The following is a 17,878-nucleotide window of genomic DNA, read 5'->3' on the forward strand; positions in this document are numbered from 1 at the left end:
TCCGTGGACGTTTTCCGAAGACGTTGCACCCAAATCATTGCTGGCCAGCGGACGGGCGGGATAGCTTCGCCCTGCACCACCCGTCATGTACCTGCCCGGGCAGCCACCCCTGTCTCGGGCCGGTTTCGTTTCCGGATGATGTGGAGACCCCATGGCTCATCTGCGTTCCAGACGCCGCCTCGCCCTCGCCGTTCCCGTCGTGCTGTCGCTGACCGCCTCGCTCGGCTTCCTGCCCGCGGCGGCGTCGGCCGCCCCGGCCACGGCCACGGCGGAGCAGGCGGCCGACGCGCCCGTCCTGTCGTACGTCGTCAACACCAAGGCGGACCACCGCACGGTCGCCAAGGTGAAGAAGGCGGTCGCCGCGGCGGACGGCGAGGTCGTCATCGCGTACGAGAAGATCGGCGTCATCGTCGTCCGGTCCGCGAACGCCGACTTCGCGAAGACCCTCCGTGCGGTCCCCGGCGTGCAGTCGGCCGGCGCCACCCGCACCGCACCGCTGGCCCCGGCCGGGACGACGGACGCCGGCTCCGCCGAGTACCTGACGGCCGCCGACGCCGCGAAGCTGGAGGCCGCCTCGGCGAAGACGCCGGACAGCGAGCCGCTCGAGGCCGACCAGTGGGACCTGCGCGCCATCGGCGCCGACAAGGCCGCCAAGATCAACCCGGGCAGCAGGAACGTCACGGTCGCCGTCATCGACACCGGCGTCGACGACACCCACCCGGACCTCGCCCCGAACTTCTCGGCGTCGCAGTCCGCCAACTGCTTCGGCGGCGCCCCGGACACCACCCCGGGCGCCTGGCGGCCGTACACCGCGGACGACTACCACGGCACGCACGTGGCCGGTGAGATCGCCGCCGCGCGCAACGGCGTCGGCGTCGCCGGTGTCGCGCCCGGCGTGAAGGTCTCGGCGATCAACGTCACCGACCCCGCCAACGGGCTGTTCTACGCGGAGGCCGTCGTCTGCGCGTTCGTGTTCGCCGCCGATCACGGCGTCGAGATCACGAACAACAGCTACTACGTCGACCCGTGGATGTACAACTGCATGGACGACCCCGACCAGCGGGCCATCGTCGACGCGGTCAACCGCGCCCAGCTGTACGCCCAGCGCAAGGGCACCCTGCACTTCGCCTCGGCCGGCAACTCCAACCACGACCTGGCCTCGGACGCGATCGACGACGCGTCCAGCCCCAACGACACCACCCCGGTGCCGCGCACCATCGACCCGGGCGAGTGCTTCGACGTGCCCACGCAGCTCCCGGGCGTCGTCACGATCAGCGCGACCGGCTCCGAGAACCTCAAGTCGTACTACTCCTCGTACGGCAAGGGCGTCATCGACGTGGCCGCGCCGGGCGGCGACAGCCGGTACCAACTGCCGGACACCCCGTCGAAGAACGGCCGCATCCTCTCGACCATGCCGGACGGCCAGTACGCCTGGCTGCAGGGCACCTCGATGGCCTCCCCGCACGCGGCCGGCGTCGCGGCGCTGCTGAAGTCCAAGCACCCGTGGCTGCCCCCGGCGGCCCTGCAGGCGCTGCTCAAGGCGCAGGCGAACAACCCGGGCTGCCCCGCGTCGTACGACCAGGACGGTGACGGCACGCAGGACGCGGCATGCGAGGGCGGCCGCCAGGTCAACGGCTTCTATGGTCACGGCATCGTGGACGCCCTGCGCGCCGTCAAGTGAGCCGGGCACCCGCACGCCCGCCGTACCGACCGCACGTCAACGTGAACGAACTGGAGACTTCATGACAGCGTCTCACCCGCGCCATCGCCGGGCGCTGGCCGTCCCGGCCGGCATGGCCCTGGCGACCGCGCTCGCGTTCCTGCCGAACACGGCCGCCACGGCCGCCCCCGCCCACCAGGGGGCCGCCGCCTCGGACGCGGCCTCGCTGAGCTACGTGGTCAACGTGCAGGGCGGGCACGGCGCGCCGGCGCACGTGAAGAAGGCGATCGCCAAGGCCGGCGGGACGATCGTGACGTCGTACGACAAGATCGGCGTGATCGTCGTCCACGCGTCGGACGCCGACTTCGCGAAGACGATCCGCAAGACGCCGGGCGTGCAGTCCGCCGGCGCCACCCGCAACGCGCCGCTGCCGTCGGCGGCCACCACGGACCTGGGCTCCCCGAAGGTGCTCAGCGCCGCCGAGGTCGCCGAGGCGACGCAGGAGGCCGCCGAGGGCCAGGACCCGCTGCAGAACCTCCAGTGGGACCTGCCCGCCATCAAGGCGGACAAGGCGCACGAGAAGTCGCTGGGCTCCTCCGAGGTGACCGTCGCCGTCATCGACACGGGCGTCGACGACACCCACCCCGACATCGCGCCCAACTTCGACCGGGCCGCGTCGGTGAACTGCGTGGCGGGCAAGCCCGACACCAGCGAGGGCGCCTGGCGTCCGGGCGCGGCCGAGAGCCCGCACGGCACGCACGTCGCCGGTGAGATCGCCGCCGCGAAGAACGGCATCGGCATGACCGGTGTCGCCCCCGGGGTGAAGGTCTCCGGCATCAAGGTGTCCAACCCGGACGGCTACTTCTACACCGAGGCCGTGGTGTGCGGCTTCATGTGGGCGGCCGAGCACGGGGTCGACGTCACCAACAACAGCTATTACACCGACCCCTGGTACTTCAACTGCACCGACGACCCGGACCAGAAGGCGCTCGTCGAGGCCGTCTCCCGGGCCACGCGGTACGCGGAGCGCAAGGGCGCGGTCAACGTCGCGGCGGCGGGCAACGAGAACTACGACCTCTCCTCCGACGAGATCACCGACCCGTCCTCGCCGAACGACGGCACCCCGTCGGACCGGGTGATCGACCCGTCGGAGTGCCTGGACATCCCCACGCAGATCCCGGGCGTGGTGACGGTCGCGTCGACCGGCGCGAAGGGCTGGAAGTCGTCGTTCTCCAACTACGGCCTCGGGATCATCGACATCGCCGCGCCCGGCGGTGACTCGACGGCCCTGCAGACCCCCGCGCCGCCCGCCACCAGCGGTCTGATCCTGGGCACGCTGCCCGGCGGCCGCTGGGGCTACATGGCCGGTACGTCGATGGCGTCCCCGCACGTCGCGGGCGTCGCCGCGCTGATCAAGTCGCGGCACCCGTACGCGCCGCCGGCGCTGGTGAAGGCCCTGCTGTACGCGCACGCCGACGCCACCGCCTGCACCAAGCCGTACGACATCGACAACGACGGCAAGGCCGACGCGGTGTGCGAGGGCCCGAAGAACCGCAACGGCTTCTACGGCTGGGGCATGGCGGACGCGCTGGACGCGGTGACGCGGTAGTCATCGCTCCGTAGGGCGTTTCAGGGAGGGGCCGGGCGGATGCGCCCGGCCCCTCTCGTCCGCCCGGCCGCGGGGTGCTGCACAGTAGGGCCATGACTCGTCTCGCGTCCTTCTGGTCCGGTCTCGGCGGCGATCCCGCCCTGGTGTCGCGGGTGACCGCCGTCGAACGGCCCGGGGTGCTGCCCTCGCGGCTGCCCGTGCGGGAGTTCGCGAGGGCGTGCGTCGGCGTGTGCGCGCTGGCGGCCGCCGAGCTCGCGGCCCGGCGCACCGGCGGCGGTGAGGTTCCGGCGGTGCGGGTGGACGACGGGGCGGTGGCCACGGCGTTCGTGAGTGAGCGTCATCTGCGGGTCGACGGGCGGGCCGCCGAGAGTTTCGCCCCGCTGTCGCGGTTCTGGCGCACGGCGGACGGGTGGGTGCGCACCCACGCCAACTATCCGCACCACCGGGCGCGGCTGCTCTCCGCGCTGGGCGCGCCGAAGGACCCGGACGCGGTGGCCGAGGTGCTCGCCGGGAGGCCGGCGCGGGAGGTGGAGGAGACGGTCACCGCGGCGGGCGGTCTGGCCGTCGCCCTGCGGACGCCCGAGGAGTGGGCGGCGCACGGGCAGTCGGCGGCGGTGGCACGGCTGCCGCTGGTGGAGCGGGTACGGCTGGACACGGCGCCCGCGCGGGAGTTTCCGGCGGTGGGCGGGGATCCGCTGCTGCCGGCGGCGGGGCTGCGGGTGCTGGACCTCACCCGGGTCATCGCCGGGCCGATCGCCACCCGCACGCTCGCCCTGCTGGGCGCGGACGTGCTGCGCCTTGACCCGCCCGGGATGCCCGAACTGCCCGACCAGCACACCGACACGGGCTTCGGGAAGCGGTCGGCGCTGCTGGATCTGGCCTCCGGGCGGGAGGTGTTCGAGGAGCTGCTGGCGTCCGCGGACGTGGTCGTCACCGGGTACCGGCCGGGCGCCCTGGACCGCTTCGGGCTGAGCGCGGAGGCGCTGGCCGAGCGGCGGCCGGGGGTGGTCGTGGCACAGCTGTCCGCGTGGGGCGCGACCGGGCCGTGGGCGGGACGGCGTGGCTTCGACAGCCTGGTCCAGGTGGCGACGGGCATCGCGCACATCGAGGGCGGGAAGGACCGCCCGGGCGCGCTGCCCGCGCAGGCGCTGGACCACGGCACGGGATACCTGCTCGCCGCAGGGGTGCTGCGGGCCGTGGCGGACCAGGCGGACGAGGGCGGCAGCCGGTCGGTGCGGGTGGCGCTGGCGCGGACGGCGCGGGAACTTGTGGCGAGCGGTTCGGGTGACGCCGTACACGGGGGCGAGGTGCCTGCCGCACCGTGGCTCGCGGAACGGGACAGCCCGCTCGGGCGGTTGCGGTACGCCCTGCCCCCGGTGGAGTTCGTGGGCGGGCCGCGTGACTGGGCGCGGGGGCCGGGGGTGTGGGGGGCGGACGCGGCGCGGTGGCTGTGAGCGGGCCGTAGCGGGGGAACAAAGTCCGCATATCTCCCGCCACTTGCCCCGCTCTGTGTGATCTTGTGAAGATCCTGGGGTGACTCCGACGACATCCATGTCCCGGTCCCGGGCGGCCAAGGCGTCCGGTGGGCGGTGGCGGGCCGTGGCCGTGCTCGTCCTGGTGGTGCTCGGTGCGCTGATACCCCTGCTCGGGCCGTCGCCCGCGCTGCACGGCACCGGGGAGGCGGACGCGCCCGGGACCGGGGGCATCGCCCTGCTGCGTGCCGTGCTGTTCGCCGCGCTCGCCGCGCCCCTGGGCGAGCTGTTCGCCGTGCGGCTGGCGCGCACGCTTCCCGGCGCGCCGCCCGTCCTGCCGCGGAGTTGGTCGACCGTCGCCAACTCCGTGGGTCTCGTGGCCGCTCTGGGGCTGGCGTCCGTGGTGGCGACCGGCAACCTCGTACCCAGCAGTCCCGCCGACATCGACGTGGGCGGGCTCTACGAGACGCGGGACGGCAAGCTCGCCCTGCTGGAGGTCAACGGCTTCCTCGCGGCGGCCCTGTGCTCCGCGTCCCGTCGTCCCGTCACCCAGATCCTGCCGCTGGCGGCGGTCGTCGTCGCCGAGGCGCTGCGCGCGCACCCGACGACCGAGTACAGCCCGCTCGTCGGTTCCGGGCTGACGCTGGTGCATCTGACGTGCGCGTCGCTGTGGGCGGGCGGCCTGCCGCACGTCCTGCGCACGCTGCGGCTGTGGGGGCGCGTGGAGGCAAGCACGGCGCTGCTGGGGCGTTACGCGCGCGTGGCGCTCGTCCTGCTCACCGCCATCACCGCGACAGGGGTGTGCAGTTCACTGCGCAGGATGCCGCCCGGGACGGTCCTGGAGCAGCTGACGGACACCGCGTACGGGCGTGTCCTGCTCGCCAAGGTGGTCCTGATGGCGGGCGTGTCCGCGCTGGCCCTGTGGGCGCGGGTGCGGCTGGCGCGGGCGGCCGATCCGCTGACCGCGCGTTCACCCGCGCGGGCGGAGGTGTGCGTACTCGCCCTGGTGGTCGCGGTGTCGGGACTGCTGACCGCGCTGCCGGTGCCGATCCGCTGGTGACCGCCCCGCACGCCGTCGTACGCGCCGTCACGCGCGCGTCGTGAACGGACGCGCCGCACGGGGGACCTGACGGACAGGCCTGTCAGTAGCGGGCCGTATCCTCATGAACCATGCTCGAAGACCTCACCGCCGCAGCCGCCTCCCCCACCGCGTGGCCGGCCGCGTATCCGCAGGGATACGCGGTCGTCGACGTGGAGACGACGGGGCTGGCCCGGGACGACCGCATCATCTCCGCGGCCGTCTACCGGCTGGACGCGCGCGGCGAGGTCGAGGACCACTGGTACACCGTGGTCAACCCGGAGCGCGACCCGGGCCCGGTGTGGATACACGGGCTGACGAGCGACGTGCTCGAGGGCGCGCCCCTCTTCCAGGAGGTCGCGGCGGAGCTCGCGGCGCGCCTGGAGGGCCGCGTCCTGGTGGCGCACAACGCGGTGTTCGACTGGCAGATGATCGCCCGGGAGTACGCCCGCGCGCGCAGCGAGGCCCCGGTGAGACAACGGCTGTGCACCATCGCCCTGTCGAAGGAGCTGAGGCTGCCGCTTCCCAACCACAAGCTGGAGTCGCTCGCGGCGCACTTCGGCGTGGTGCAGCGCCGGGCGCACCACGCGCTGGACGACGCGCGCGTGTTGGCGGAGGCGTTCCGGCCGAGTCTGCGGGCCGCCGCGGCGGGCGGCGTGCGGCTGCCGCTGCACGAGTGCCGGCCCCTCACCGAGTGGTCGGACCGGCCGCGCGTCGGGCAGCAGGCCTCCTACGGCGGGCGGGCGCCCTCCAGTTGGCGCCCCTCCCGCAAAAGACCCGCATGCCCCTATCCCAACCCAGGCCGGTATGAACCGGGCAAGCGTCTCAAGCAGGGCATGCGGGTGGCGTTCTCCGGGGACACGTCCACCGAGCGCGACCTCCTGGAGGACCGGGCGACCGAGGCAGGGCTGCACGTGGCGACGAGCCTGTCCCGGCTCACCAGCCTCCTGGTGACCAACGACCCGGACTCGGGCACGTCGAAGACGGTCAAGGCCCGCCAGTTCGGCACGCCGGTGGTCGACGAGGCCGCCTTCGGCCAGCTCCTCGCGGACGTCGAGCCCGCCTCGGAGACCTGACCGCCCCCGGGCGCGGGAAGGCGCGCGGGGACGCCCCGGCTCGGAGCGCCGCGCGCCCGGGTTGTACCTTCATGGGGTGTACCGCTTCCTGCTGTCCCGGCAATGGGTGACCCTCACGCTGGTCGCCCTGCTTCTCGTCCCCACGATGATCGCGCTGGGCATCTGGCAGATGAACCGCTACGAGGAGCGCTCCGCGCGTAACCAGCTGGTGACCGACGCGCTGACCGCCGACCCCGTGCCGGTGGAGCGGCTGGCCGCCCCCGGCCACGCGGTGACCCGCGCCGAGAGATACCGCACGGTGACCGCCACGGGCCGGTTCGACACGGACGCCGAGGTCGTGGTGCGCCGCCGCGTCAACGCCGACGAGGAGATCGGCTTCCACGTCCTGACGCCGTTCGTGCTGGACGACGGCAAGGTGCTGCTGGTCAACCGCGGCTGGATCCCCGCCGACGGCCCCAGCCAGACCGCGTTCCCCAGGGTGCCCGCGCCGCCGCGCGGCGAGACCACGATCACCGGCCGGCTGATGCCGGACGAGACGACCGAGGCCAGCGGCATCAAGGACCTCGAGGGCCTGCCCGACCGGCAGATCATGCTGATCAACAGCGAGCGGGAGGCGGAGCGGCTGGACGCCGACGTGCTCGGCGGTTACGTGGCGCAGACCGCCCCCGAGCCGAAGAACGGCCTCCCCCAGCAGCTCGGCGACCCCGGCAAGGAGAACGCGGCGCTGAACTACGCGTACGCGATCCAGTGGTGGCTGTTCGCCGCCGCCGTCCCGGTCGGCTGGTTCGTGCTGGCCCGCCGTGAGGCGCGCGAGCGGGCCGCGAAGGCGGGCCAGGACACGGACTCCGGGACGCCGGACACGGCCCCCGCCGCGTCCGCGGCCGTCTGACCGCACTCCCCCTTCTCCCGGTTCGCCGGGTTCTGTGCGAGAGTGGCGCACCGTCGGGCGGGTTGCCGATGCGTTCCGGCCATGGAACCGACGGGTTTCCGTCATCCGGACGGGCCGTCCGCGCAACTCTTCCCCGAGGGCACAGCACACCAAGGACGGTGACCCATGGCCGGCGCAGCCATGACCACGACGTTCCTCGCCGTGATCGGCGGGGCGTCGCTGCTAGCCGTCACCGCGCGCCGGCTGCGCCCCAGCGACCGGCTGCCCTCGCTGGAGGGCTGGGCGCTGGCCGACCGCAGCCTGGGCGCCGGCTGGACCTGGCTGCTGCTCGGCGGGACGGTCTACACCGCGTACACCTTCACCGCCGTGCCGGGCCTCGTGTACGGCAACGGCGCGTCCGCCTTCTTCGCGGTGCCGTACACGGTGATCGTCTGCCCGCTGGCGTTCGTGCTGCTCAGCCGGCTCTGGGAGGTGGCCCGGCGGCACGGCTACGTCACGGCCGCCGACTTCGTGCGCGGCCGCTACGGCTCGGCCCCGCTGGCCCTGGTCGTCGCGCTGACCGGCATCCTCGCGACGATGCCGTACCTGGCGCTCCAGCTGCTCGGCATCCGCGCGGTGCTCACCGCGGGCGGGCTGTACCCGCCGGGCGCGGCCGGGGACCTGTCGATGGTGGCGGTGTTCGCGGGGCTGGCGGTGGCCACCTACCGGCACGGGCTGCGCGCCCCCACGGTGATCGCCGCGCTGAAGGCGGTGGCGGTGTTCGTGTCGCTCACCGCGGTCTGCTGGCTGGTCCTGGACCGGTTCGGCGGGCCGGGCGCGGTGTTCGACGGGGCCGCCCGCGCCCTCGGCGGCACCGATACGGCCCACTCGGCCCTGGTGCTGACGCCCGGGCAGCAGCCCGCGTACGCGACGCTCGCGCTCGGGTCCGCGCTGGCGCTGCTGATGTACCCGCACGTGCTGACCGCCGGGTTCGCCGCCGACGGGACGCGCACCCTGCGCAAGGTGTCGGCGGGGCTGCCCGCCTGGACGGCGCTGCTCGCGCTGTTCGGCTTCCTCGGCATCGCGGCCCTCGCCGCCGGGGTGCGGGCGCCCGCGGGCGGCGCCGAGGCGGCGGTGCCGATGCTGGTCGACCGGCTGATGCCGGGCCCGCTCGCCGGGCTGGTGTTCGGCTCGATCGTGGTCGGCGCGCTGGTCCCGGCGGCGGTGATGTCCATCGCCGCGGCCACCAGCTTCGTCCGCAGCGTCTACGTCGAGTACGTCCACCCGACGGCCACGCCGAAACGGCAGGTGCGGGTCGCCAAGGCGGTGTCGCTGACCGCGAAGCTCGGCGCGGTGGCGTTCGTGTTCGGGCTGCGCGACCAGGACGCGATCAACCTCCAGCTGCTCGGCGGGGTGTGGATCCTCCAGGTCTTCCCGGCGGTCGCCGTCGGGCTGTACACGCGGTGGCTGCACCCGCGGGCGCTGCTGGCCGGCTGGGCCGTGGGCATGGCCACCGGGACCTGTCTGGTGGTGCGGGAGGGCTTCTCCTCGATCGTGCCGCTCGTCGCCGGATCGCCCGAGATCTACGCCGGGGTCGCCGCGCTGGTGCTGAACCTGGCCGTCGCGGTGGCCGCCACGCCCGTACTCGCCCGGCTCGGCGTCCCGCGCGGACCCGACGCCACCGACCTGCCGTCCCGCCCGCGCGCCGGGCGACGTCCCCCGACGGGAGCGAACAACGCGTGATACGCAGACACCGTCCCCAGGTCACCCTGCCCCCGGCCCCGGCCGTCCCTCCGCCGCCCGGGCCGCCGGACCCGCCCGCACCGCTCGCCGCCCCGGTCGCCGACCCCGCCGACCTGGAGCGTGAGGCCGGTGTGGCCCGCCTCTTCGAGCTGCACTACTCCTCGATGCTGCGGCTCGCCGTGCTCCTCGGCGCGGACGATCCGGAGAACGTGGTCGCCGAGGCGTACTACCAAATCTACCGCCGGTGGCGGCGGCTGAAGGACGTCGCCGCGGCCGAGGCCTGTCTGCGCTTCACGGTCTGCAACCTGACCCGGATGCGGATACGTCACCTCCAGGTGGCCCGACGGCACGAGGAGCAGCCGGCCCCTCCGCCCGAGGCGACCGTGGCGTCCGCCGAGAACACCGCGCTGCTGCGGGACGACCAGCGGGTGCTGATCGACGCGCTGCAGCAGCTTCCGGCCCGGCAGCGGGAGGCGCTGGTGCTGCGCCACTGGCTCGGGCTGAAGGAGGCCGAGATCGCCGCCGCGATGGGCATCTCCCGCGGCTCCGTCAAGACGCACACCTCCCGCGGCATCGCCGCGCTGACCCAGGCCATGGAGGCCCGGCGATGAAGCATCAGGATGCGACTCCGTCGCGTGGCTCCGGCCAGGACGGCGCAGGCCGCGAGCGGTCCGGGCCGCCCGGGTCGCCGGACGCGGAACGCACCGAACGGGAACTGGCCGACGCCCTGCACGCCCTGGCCGGCGGGGTGCTGCCCGACCCGGACGCCTACCGGACCGCGCGCGGCGAGTGGCTGCGCCGGGAGCGCCGCCGGCGGCTGGTGCTCACCGTGCTGGTCGCCGTCGTGTTCGCGCTGGCCACGGTGATCGGGCTGTGGGTGCTGAACCAGGCGCCCGCCGAACCCGGTGTGATCTTCTCCGGCGAGGGCGTCGCCGCAGCCGACGGACCGTCACTCCCCCGGCCGCCGGGCTGATTGCGCCCCCTGGGCACAGGGAACCCGCACCCCGTGCTGCGAATCGAGGACTACGCGCTCATCGGCGACGAGCAGACGGCTGCCCTGGTGGGCACCGACGGCTCGATCGACTGGCTCTGCCTGCCCCGCTTCGACTCGGCGGCCTGCTTCGCCCGGCTGCTCGGCGACGAGGACAACGGGTACTGGCGCATCGCCCCGCCGGGCCAGGAGCGGTGCGCGCGCCGCGCCTACCGCGAGGACTCGCTGGTGCTGGACACCGTGTGGGAGATCCCGGACGGCGCCGTGCAGGTCACCGACCTGATGCCGCAACGGCACACGGCGCCCGACCTGGTGCGGATCGTGCAGGGACTCAGCGGTGAGGTGACCGTGCGCAGCACGCTGCGGCTGCGGTTCGACTACGGCTCCATCGTGCCGTGGGTGCGCAAGGCCGACGGGCACCGGGTCGCGGTGGCCGGGCCCGACTCGGTGTGGCTGCGCAGCGAGCCGGAGGTGCACACCTGGGGCGAGGACTTCGGCACCCACTCGGAGTTCACGGTGAAGGAGGGCGAGCGGGTCGCCTTCGTGCTCACCTGGCACCCCTCGCACGAGCCGCGGCCCGCGCTGATCGACCCGTACGCCTCGCTGCGGCGCAGTCTGAAGGACTGGCAGGCGTGGGCGTCCCGCTGCCGCTACCGGGGGCCGCACCGGGACATGGTGATGCGGTCCCTGATCACGCTGAAGGCGCTCACCTACCGCCCCACCGGCGGGATCGTCGCCGCCCCCACCACCTCCCTGCCGGAGGAGCCGGGCGGCGTACGGAACTGGGACTACCGGTTCTGCTGGCTCCGCGACTCCACGCTCACCCTCAGCGCGCTGCTCGCCGCCGGGTACATGGAGGAGGCCGAGGCCTGGCGCAACTGGCTGCTCCGCGCGGTCGCCGGCGACCCGGCGGACCTGCAGATCATGTACGGGCTCGCGGGCGAGCGGAGGCTGCCGGAGTTCGAGATCCCGTGGCTGTCCGGCTTCGGCGGCGCCACCCCGGTGCGGATCGGCAACGACGCCGTGAAGCAGCTCCAGCTCGATGTGTACGGGGAGGTCGTGGACTCCCTCGCGCTGGCCCGGCGGGCGGGGCTGTCGGCGCAGCCGGACGTGTGGGCGCTGCAGTCGGTGCTGCTGGACTTCCTGCGCACGGCGTGGCGGCAGCCGGACGAGGGCCTGTGGGAAGTGCGCGGCGGGCGGCGCCACTTCGTGCACTCCAAGGTGATGGTGTGGGTGGCCGCCGACCGTCTGGTGCGCGCGCTGGAGGAGTTCCCGGACCTCGACGGCGACTGGGACGGCTGGCGCGAGCTGCGTGACGAGGTGCACCGGGAGGTGTGCGAGAAGGGCTACGACCCCGAGCGCAACACGTTCACGCAGTCCTACGGCTCACGCGAGCTGGACGCGGCGCTGCTGCTGATCCCCCGGGTCGGCTTCCTGCCGCCGGACGACCCCCGGGTGCTCGGCACCATCGACGCGATCCGGACGGAGCTGGGCCAGGACGGTCTCGTACGCCGCTACACCTCGGACGCCGCCGAGCTGGACGGGCTGCCCGGGCAGGAGGGCGCGTTCCTGGCGTGCGCGTTCTGGCTCGTGGACGCCCTGCACATGACGGGCCGAACCGAGGAGGCCCGCGAGCTGTTCGAACGGCTGCTGGGCCTGGTGAACGACGTGGGGCTCCTCGCCGAGGAGTACGACACGGTGAACGGCCGGCTGCTCGGCAACTTCCCGCAGGCGTTCAGCCACATCGGCCTGGTGAACAGCGCCCTCGCCCTGTTCGGCGACGAGGAGGCAGGATAGGGCCATGGATCTTGGACTGAAGGACCGGGTGTACGTCGTCACCGGGGCCACCCGCGGGCTGGGCCACGCCTCCGCGCGGGCGCTCGTCGCCGAGGGCGCGAAGGTGGTCGTCACGGGGCGGAAGGAGGACGCGGTCGCGGAGGCCGTGTCCGCGCTGGGGCCGGACACGGCGGCCGGGGTGGCCGTGGACAACGCCGACCCCGGGGCCGCCGAGCGGCTGATCGCCACCGCGCGCGAGCGGTTCGGCCGCTTCGACGGCGTCCTCGTCAGCGTGGGCGGGCCCCCGCCGGGGTTCGTCGCCGACACCACCGACGAGCAGTGGCAGGCGGCGTTCGAGTCGGTGTTCCTCGGCGCGGTGCGGCTGGCCCGCGCGGCCGCGGCGGAATTGGGCGAGGGGGGTGTCATCGGCTTCGTGCTGTCCGGCTCGGTGCACGAGCCGATCCCCGGCCTGACCATCTCCAACGGACTGCGCCCGGGGCTGGCCGGCTTCGCCAAGTCCCTCGCCGACGAACTGGGCCCGCGCGGCATCCGCGTCGTGGGCCTGCTGCCCGGCCGCATCGACACCGACCGGGTGCGCGAGCTGGACTCCCTGTCCGCCGACCCGGAGGCCACCCGCCAGGCGGCCGAGTCCCGCATCCCCCTGCGCCGCTACGGCACCCCGGAGGAGTTCGGCCGCACGGCGGCGTTCCTCCTCTCCCCCGCGGCGTCGTACGTCACGGGCGTGATGCTGCCGGTGGACGGGGGCTCGCGGCACGGGTTCTGAACCCGGTCGACGTGACGTCAGGTGACGCGTTCCGGGCGGTGTTTCACCGCCCGGAGGCGCACCTCCGACGGGAGCTCCGGAAGGCCCGCGGAGGTGCGGGCGTGGGTCAGCGGGCCCGCGGTGAAGGTGTCCAGGGCCGTGCCCGGGTCCACGTGCGGTTCCAGGAGGAGGACCACACGGGTCCGGGGGGTCCCGCGGCGGCCGGTGAGGAGGACGCGGGCCTCGGCGACGCCGTCCTGACGATTCGCCTCCTCGGCGAGCGCGTGCTCCAGGGCGCGGCCCCGCAGCGTCGCGATCTCGCCGTCGCCGGTGTCGACCACGATCTCCGCCATGCGCCGGCGCCGGAGCACGGACACCAGCCACCACAGGCAGAGCAGCACCACCACGGCGAGCGCGGCGATCACCACCGGCCACCACCAGCCCTCGTCCCGCCACCGGGTCCGCTCGGAGTCGTCGAGCAGCACGTCGTTCCGTCCGTCGTGCAGCCACCAGGAGGGCGCGGGCGCGCCCAGGCCGATCGCCAGCACCGAGCCGCCCAGCGCGAACAGCACCAGCCCGGCGAGGGCCAGCAGCACACGGTTGACGGTCGTGTTCACGGTCACCGCCCCTTCCGGCCGGGCCGCCGCACACGCAGCGTCAGCGGGGACGGCCGCGCCAGGCCCAGCCCCCGGATCGCCCCCTCCAGCACGGCGGTCAGGTCCTTCCGTACGTCGTCCAGGTCGCGGAAGTGCGACACCGCCCGCACGTCCGTCCTCCTCCGCTTCACGGCCACCCGCACCGACTGCACACCGGCCACCTCCAGCGCCCGGTCCCGCAGCACCATGGCGGCCGCGTCCCGGTGGAGGCCGGCGCGCACGTCGGGGTGGGTGCGGTGCATCGTCAGCACGGACCGCTGTCCCGGGGTGAGGGCCAGCACCAGCAGCCACAGGCCGAGCGCGGCGGCGACGGCGGCACCGGTCAGCACCCACACGTCGTCCAACTGCCGTTCGGCGAGCTGCCGGGCCAGCTCGTGCCGCCAGCTCATCCCGGGCCGGTGGGCACGTACCGCCGCGATGTCGTAGAGGAACCAGCCCGCGATCACCAGGACCGCCAGCGCCAGCAGGCCGGCCGGGACGCGGCGGGCGGACCAGAAGCGCCGGGGTCCGCCGCTCGCCCCGCCCAGGGTCGCGCCGCTCTCCGCGGGGGGCGCCGTCGGACCGGCCGTGGTGTCCGGCGTCCCGCTCATGGCAGCCTCCCACCCACCGTGCCGGGGTGCGCGGCGAGATGCAGCCGCTCCACCTGGACGACGACCTCCGGGACGGACATCCCCGTGAGGTCGCGCACCCGGTCGACGATCCGCCGCCGCACCCGCGCGCAGCGGCCGCCGATGTCGCCGGGGTGATCGAGTTCCACGTGCACCCGCACGCGGGCGTTGCCGTGCCGGACGACGACGCTCGCGTGCGGCGGCTCCGCGTCCCGCGGCAGCGTGCCGAGGGCCTCACGCGCCGCCTGGGACGCGATCTTCGCGACCACCCGGTCGGCGATCGTGGTCTCCCCGCGCTCCGCCGGAGGGACGACGGTCCGCGGTTCTCCGCCGAGCTCCACGGCCCCGGCGCCCACCCCCGTCACCGCCGCCGTTCGTCACGGGGACGGAAGAAGTCGCCGAGGTCCAGGTCGCCCTCGAGCAGCCGGCCGACCACGAAACCCACCGCGCCCAGGGCCGCCACCAGCAGGAAAGCCCCGAATCCGCCGAAGTATCCGGCAAAGCCCAACGCCATGCCGGCGATCATGCCGACGACGGCCATCCTCATGCCTCGCTCCTCCGCTCAGCGTGTCTCACTGCAGCCGGGTCTCGGGTTCGTCCTCCTCCTCGTCGGGCAGTTTCACGTCGCTCACCGCGATGTTGACCTCGACGACCTCGAGGCCCGTCATCCGCTCGACCGCCGCGATGACGTTCTCCCGCACGTCCTTGGCGACGTCGGCGATGGACACGCCGTAGTCGACGACGATCTCCAGGTCCAGCGCGGTCTGCACCTCGCCGACCTCGGCCTTCACCCCGCGCGTCGCCGACTTCGACCCGCCGGGCACCCGCTCGCGCATGGCGCCGAAGGTGCGGGAGATGCCGCTGCCCATGGCGTGCACGCCGAGAACGTCCCTGGCGGCCAGGTGGGCGATCTTCTCCACCACGCCGTCGGCGATGGTCGTACGGCCCCGGCCCGCGGGGTCGCCGCCGCCGCGCCGCGTGGTCTGCCCTCGGCGCGCGCCGGATTCGCCGAGCGTCTTGTCGCTGTCAGGAGCCCGTACCGAGCCCCCTTCGGTCATGTCGGTCATCGCCATACATCCCTTCGGTCGTCCTCCTTCAACCACTGTATGCGCGGTTGCCCCGATTCGCTCCGGTGATACGGCAGGCTGGAGGAATGACGGCGGACCGGTGGACGCGGATGGTGCGGCAACAGGTGGGGCTGGGCAGATTCCTGCCGCTGGGCGGGCCGTACGACGGCGCGTGGATCGCGGAACGGGCGGCGGGCGGGGCGCTGCGCGAGGCGGCGGAACGGGAGATGCCGGAGGTACGCCTGGACGGGGTCCGTCTCGGCCTCGCCGACCCGGACAGGGCCGCCGACCCGGCGGTCCCGCCCCCGCCGAGCGCCCTCCCTCCGGGCCCGCTGCGGCTCTCGGCGGAGTTCGCGGCCACGGCGGCATGGCCTCTGCCGGAGACGGCGTCGCGGCTGCGTACGGCGTTGGCGGTGGCCGCGACGGAACGGCTGGGGCTGGACGTGGCGGAGGTGGACCTCCGGGTCACGGAGTTGCTGGACGTCGAGCCGAGTACGGCTCGGTCCGGGGCGGCGGGGACGCCTGGGGGTGCGGACGGGTCCGGGGCGGCGGGCACGCCCGGGGGTGCCACCGGGGCCGGCGCCGCGGACACTCCCGAGGGCGCGGGCGCGCCTGACGCGGCGCGGGTGGCCGGCCCTTCCGGCGGGGCGGGCGCGCGGGACACCGCACACGCTTTCGGCAGTGATGCCGCAGCGGGAGCTGCGGATGACCGTGGCGCCGGGTCGCAAGGCGAGCGGGTCGCCGATGCGGTGTTGGGGGTGCCCGGGGTGAGCCGGCTGACCGGGGTGTGGGGGCGGGCGGTGCGGCTCGGTGAGCAGGGGACGGGTGCCGGGGACGCTCTTCCCCGGCGCCACGCGCGCGTGGACCTCGCCGTCGCGGCGGGCTTCCGCCCGCTGGAGGTCGCCCGTGCCGTGCGGGCCGCCGTGGCGGAGGCGTTGCCGGACCGGCCGACGGTGGCCGTCCTGGTCACCGACCTGGACTGAACGGGCGCCGTCGGCCGGTCACGGCCACCCGCCTACTCGCCGAGCCCGGCCAGGTCCCGCAGGCGACGCGCCTGGGCCGCCCGCTCGGCGCCCCGCTGCTCGTCGTAGGTGCGCCCCTGCGCACCCCGCAGCAGCGCCTTCGTCTCGATCACGGCGTCACGCGGAGCGGCCAGCAGCGCCGCCGCGAGGTCCTGCACCGCGCCGTCGAGCTCGGCGCCGGGCACGGCGAGGTTGGCCAGGCCGATGTTCACCGACTCCTCGGCCGTGACGAAACGGCCCGTCGCGCAGATCTCCAGCGCGCGGGCGTAGCCGACGAGGCCGACGAGGGGGTGCGTGCCCGTCAGGTCGGGCACCAGGCCGAGGCTGGTCTCGCGCATGGCGAACTGCACGTCGTCCGCGACGACGCGCAGGTCACAGGCGAGGGCCAGCTGGAACCCGGCCCCGATGGCGTGCCCCTGCACGGCGGCGATGGACACGATGTCGTTGCGCCGCCACCAGGTGAACGCGTCCTGGTAGCCGGCGATGGCGGCGTCCAGTGCGGCGTCGTCACTGCGCGCGAGGTCGATGAAAGACGGCTCACCCGGGATTCCCTCGGGCGAGAGCATCTGCCGGTCGAGCCCGGCGGAGAACGACTTGCCCTCCCCGCGCAGCACCACGACCCGGACGGACCCGGGCAGCAGCTGACCGGCCTCGGTCAGCGCCCGCCACAGAGCGGGGCTCTGCGCGTTGCGCTTGGCCGGGTTGGTCAGCGTCACCGTGGCGATCGCGTCGTCGACGGTGAGCCGTACGCCGTCCTTGTCGAGAACCGGACCGAGGTCCTGGGGGGACGAAGCCATGGGGCGCCTCCGATGGGTGCGGTCGTCTAAGTGACTGCACAGTAACCACCCGGCCGGTCGGACGGCCGACCGGGTGGCCACCATCGGGTCTGCGGGCCCCGGGATCAGGCCGACGGGGACTTCTTGCCCCGTGTGGCCCCGCCACGCCCTCGGAGCGTGACGCCCGACTCGCTCAGCATGCGGTGCACGAACCCGTAACTGCGGCCGGTCTCCTCGGCCAACGCACGGATGCTCGCACCGGCGTCGTACTTCTTCTTCAGGTCTGCCGCGAGCTTGTCGCGCGCGGCGCCGGTCACCCGGCTGCCCTTCTTCAGAGTCTCGGCCACCCGTGCCTCCTCATGGGAAGTGCGCTCTGGTCTCCTCATGATCACCCCTCCCGGGCCCGATGGCCACCCATTCGGCAAGGTCGATAAGACAACCTTGTGACGACGGGAGCGTGTCCCCACATCCGGAATGAAGAATTCCAAGCGGCTCCGGCGCGACCGCCGAACGGGTTTCTCCGGGAATTCGCAGGTCAGAAAGACGCAACGGCCGAACCCTCGTTCCGAGAGGGTCCGGCCGAGAAATCCGTGTAGGACACACCTCGGGATGAGGAGATCTCACACGATTGATGGATCACCGATGGGCCGAATGATCCATACGCAGTGGATCACGCATTCGATCAAACACCGCTGACCCCGCCGCAGGCGTTT

Annotated in this window: 19 protein-coding genes; 12 read left to right on the forward strand and 7 right to left on the reverse strand. The window is 73.9% G+C overall.

Annotated features, from left to right (window positions below):
* Nucleotides 1–151: 151 nt before the first annotated feature.
* From AY578_RS07025 to AY578_RS07075, 11 genes are all read left to right on the forward strand, one after another.
* Nucleotides 152–1,681 (forward strand): S8 family peptidase, encoded by a 1,530-nt coding sequence (locus AY578_RS07025; RefSeq protein ID WP_019522115.1) that lies wholly within the window; start codon nucleotides 152–154, stop codon nucleotides 1,679–1,681.
* Nucleotides 1,682–1,742: 61 nt separating this feature from the next.
* Nucleotides 1,743–3,269, forward strand: coding sequence for a S8 family peptidase (locus AY578_RS07030; protein WP_258902181.1), 1,527 nt, complete (start codon nucleotides 1,743–1,745; stop codon nucleotides 3,267–3,269).
* A 92-nt stretch (nucleotides 3,270–3,361) separates the two neighbouring features.
* Nucleotides 3,362–4,723, forward strand: a complete 1,362-nt coding sequence (locus tag AY578_RS07035) for a CoA transferase (protein ID WP_136239443.1) — start codon at nucleotides 3,362–3,364, stop codon at nucleotides 4,721–4,723.
* A gap of 97 nt (nucleotides 4,724–4,820) precedes the next feature.
* Nucleotides 4,821–5,801 (forward strand): CopD family protein, encoded by a 981-nt coding sequence (locus tag AY578_RS07040; protein ID WP_240801103.1) that lies wholly within the window; start codon nucleotides 4,821–4,823, stop codon nucleotides 5,799–5,801.
* Between the two features lie 110 nt (nucleotides 5,802–5,911).
* Nucleotides 5,912–6,895, forward strand: coding sequence for a DEDDh family exonuclease (locus tag AY578_RS07045; RefSeq protein ID WP_136239442.1), 984 nt, complete (start codon nucleotides 5,912–5,914; stop codon nucleotides 6,893–6,895).
* Nucleotides 6,896–6,971: 76 nt separating this feature from the next.
* On the forward strand, nucleotides 6,972–7,784 hold the full coding sequence (locus AY578_RS07050) for an SURF1 family cytochrome oxidase biogenesis protein (protein ID WP_019522120.1): 813 nt from the start codon (nucleotides 6,972–6,974) through the stop codon (nucleotides 7,782–7,784).
* 165 nt (nucleotides 7,785–7,949) lie between these two features.
* Nucleotides 7,950–9,506 (forward strand): sodium:solute symporter family protein, encoded by a 1,557-nt coding sequence (locus AY578_RS07055; protein WP_136239441.1) that lies wholly within the window; start codon nucleotides 7,950–7,952, stop codon nucleotides 9,504–9,506.
* Nucleotides 9,503–10,117, forward strand: coding sequence for a sigma-70 family RNA polymerase sigma factor (locus AY578_RS07060; RefSeq protein WP_136239440.1), 615 nt, complete (start codon nucleotides 9,503–9,505; stop codon nucleotides 10,115–10,117). The genes AY578_RS07055 and AY578_RS07060 overlap by 4 nt, the downstream gene beginning before the upstream one ends.
* Nucleotides 10,114–10,479 carry a hypothetical protein gene (locus tag AY578_RS07065; RefSeq protein ID WP_206310420.1) on the forward strand — a complete coding sequence of 122 codons (366 nt, stop codon included), beginning with the start codon at nucleotides 10,114–10,116 and terminating at the stop codon, nucleotides 10,477–10,479. Before AY578_RS07060 ends, AY578_RS07065 begins: the two co-directional genes overlap by 4 nt.
* A 33-nt stretch (nucleotides 10,480–10,512) precedes the next feature.
* Entirely contained in the window at nucleotides 10,513–12,294 is a 1,782-nt protein-coding gene (locus AY578_RS07070) for a glycoside hydrolase family 15 protein (RefSeq protein ID WP_136239439.1), read from the forward strand.
* Between the two features lie 4 nt (nucleotides 12,295–12,298).
* On the forward strand, nucleotides 12,299–13,057 hold the full coding sequence (locus AY578_RS07075; protein WP_137207165.1) for an SDR family oxidoreductase: 759 nt from the start codon (nucleotides 12,299–12,301) through the stop codon (nucleotides 13,055–13,057).
* A 17-nt stretch (nucleotides 13,058–13,074) separates the two neighbouring features.
* Here AY578_RS07075 and amaP read toward each other — a convergent pair whose 3' ends face one another.
* From amaP to AY578_RS07100, 5 genes are read right to left on the reverse strand one after another with little or no spacing between them, the layout of a single operon-like run.
* A complete protein-coding gene (gene amaP, locus AY578_RS07080; RefSeq protein WP_136239438.1) occupies nucleotides 13,075–13,659 on the reverse strand; it encodes an alkaline shock response membrane anchor protein AmaP in 585 nt (194 codons plus the stop codon).
* On the reverse strand, nucleotides 13,656–14,282 hold the full coding sequence (locus AY578_RS07085) for a DUF6286 domain-containing protein (protein WP_136239437.1): 627 nt from the start codon (nucleotides 14,280–14,282) through the stop codon (nucleotides 13,656–13,658). Before AY578_RS07085 ends, amaP begins: the two co-directional genes overlap by 4 nt.
* Entirely contained in the window at nucleotides 14,279–14,665 is a 387-nt protein-coding gene (locus AY578_RS07090) for an Asp23/Gls24 family envelope stress response protein (protein WP_136239436.1), read from the reverse strand. The genes AY578_RS07085 and AY578_RS07090 overlap by 4 nt, the downstream gene beginning before the upstream one ends.
* Nucleotides 14,662–14,847, reverse strand: coding sequence for a hypothetical protein (locus tag AY578_RS07095; RefSeq protein WP_026243403.1), 186 nt, complete (start codon nucleotides 14,845–14,847; stop codon nucleotides 14,662–14,664). The genes AY578_RS07090 and AY578_RS07095 overlap by 4 nt, the downstream gene beginning before the upstream one ends.
* 25 nt (nucleotides 14,848–14,872) lie before the next feature.
* The gene (locus tag AY578_RS07100; RefSeq protein ID WP_136239435.1) at nucleotides 14,873–15,367 is read right to left on the reverse strand and encodes an Asp23/Gls24 family envelope stress response protein; all 495 of its coding nucleotides are present in this window, start codon (nucleotides 15,365–15,367) and stop codon (nucleotides 14,873–14,875) included.
* 86 nt (nucleotides 15,368–15,453) lie between these two features.
* Here AY578_RS07100 and AY578_RS07105 point away from each other — a divergent pair, with 86 nt between their 5' ends.
* Nucleotides 15,454–16,350 carry a hypothetical protein gene (locus AY578_RS07105; protein ID WP_258902183.1) on the forward strand — a complete coding sequence of 299 codons (897 nt, stop codon included), beginning with the start codon at nucleotides 15,454–15,456 and terminating at the stop codon, nucleotides 16,348–16,350.
* 32 nt (nucleotides 16,351–16,382) lie between these two features.
* On the opposite strand, the gene AY578_RS07110 is transcribed toward AY578_RS07105, so the two are convergent.
* Both AY578_RS07110 and AY578_RS07115 read right to left on the reverse strand, forming a co-directional pair.
* A complete protein-coding gene (locus AY578_RS07110; RefSeq protein ID WP_028960728.1) occupies nucleotides 16,383–17,186 on the reverse strand; it encodes an enoyl-CoA hydratase/isomerase family protein in 804 nt (267 codons plus the stop codon).
* A 104-nt stretch (nucleotides 17,187–17,290) separates the two neighbouring features.
* Nucleotides 17,291–17,512: a helix-turn-helix domain-containing protein gene (locus AY578_RS07115; protein ID WP_006132657.1), complete on the reverse strand. Its 222-nt coding sequence runs from the start codon at nucleotides 17,510–17,512 to the stop codon at nucleotides 17,291–17,293.
* Nucleotides 17,513–17,878: the final 366 nt, after the last annotated feature.

This window comes from Streptomyces thermocarboxydus (genome assembly GCF_024760485.1).
In the GTDB taxonomy this organism is placed as follows: Bacteria; Actinomycetota; Actinomycetes; order Streptomycetales; family Streptomycetaceae; genus Streptomyces; species Streptomyces cellulosae.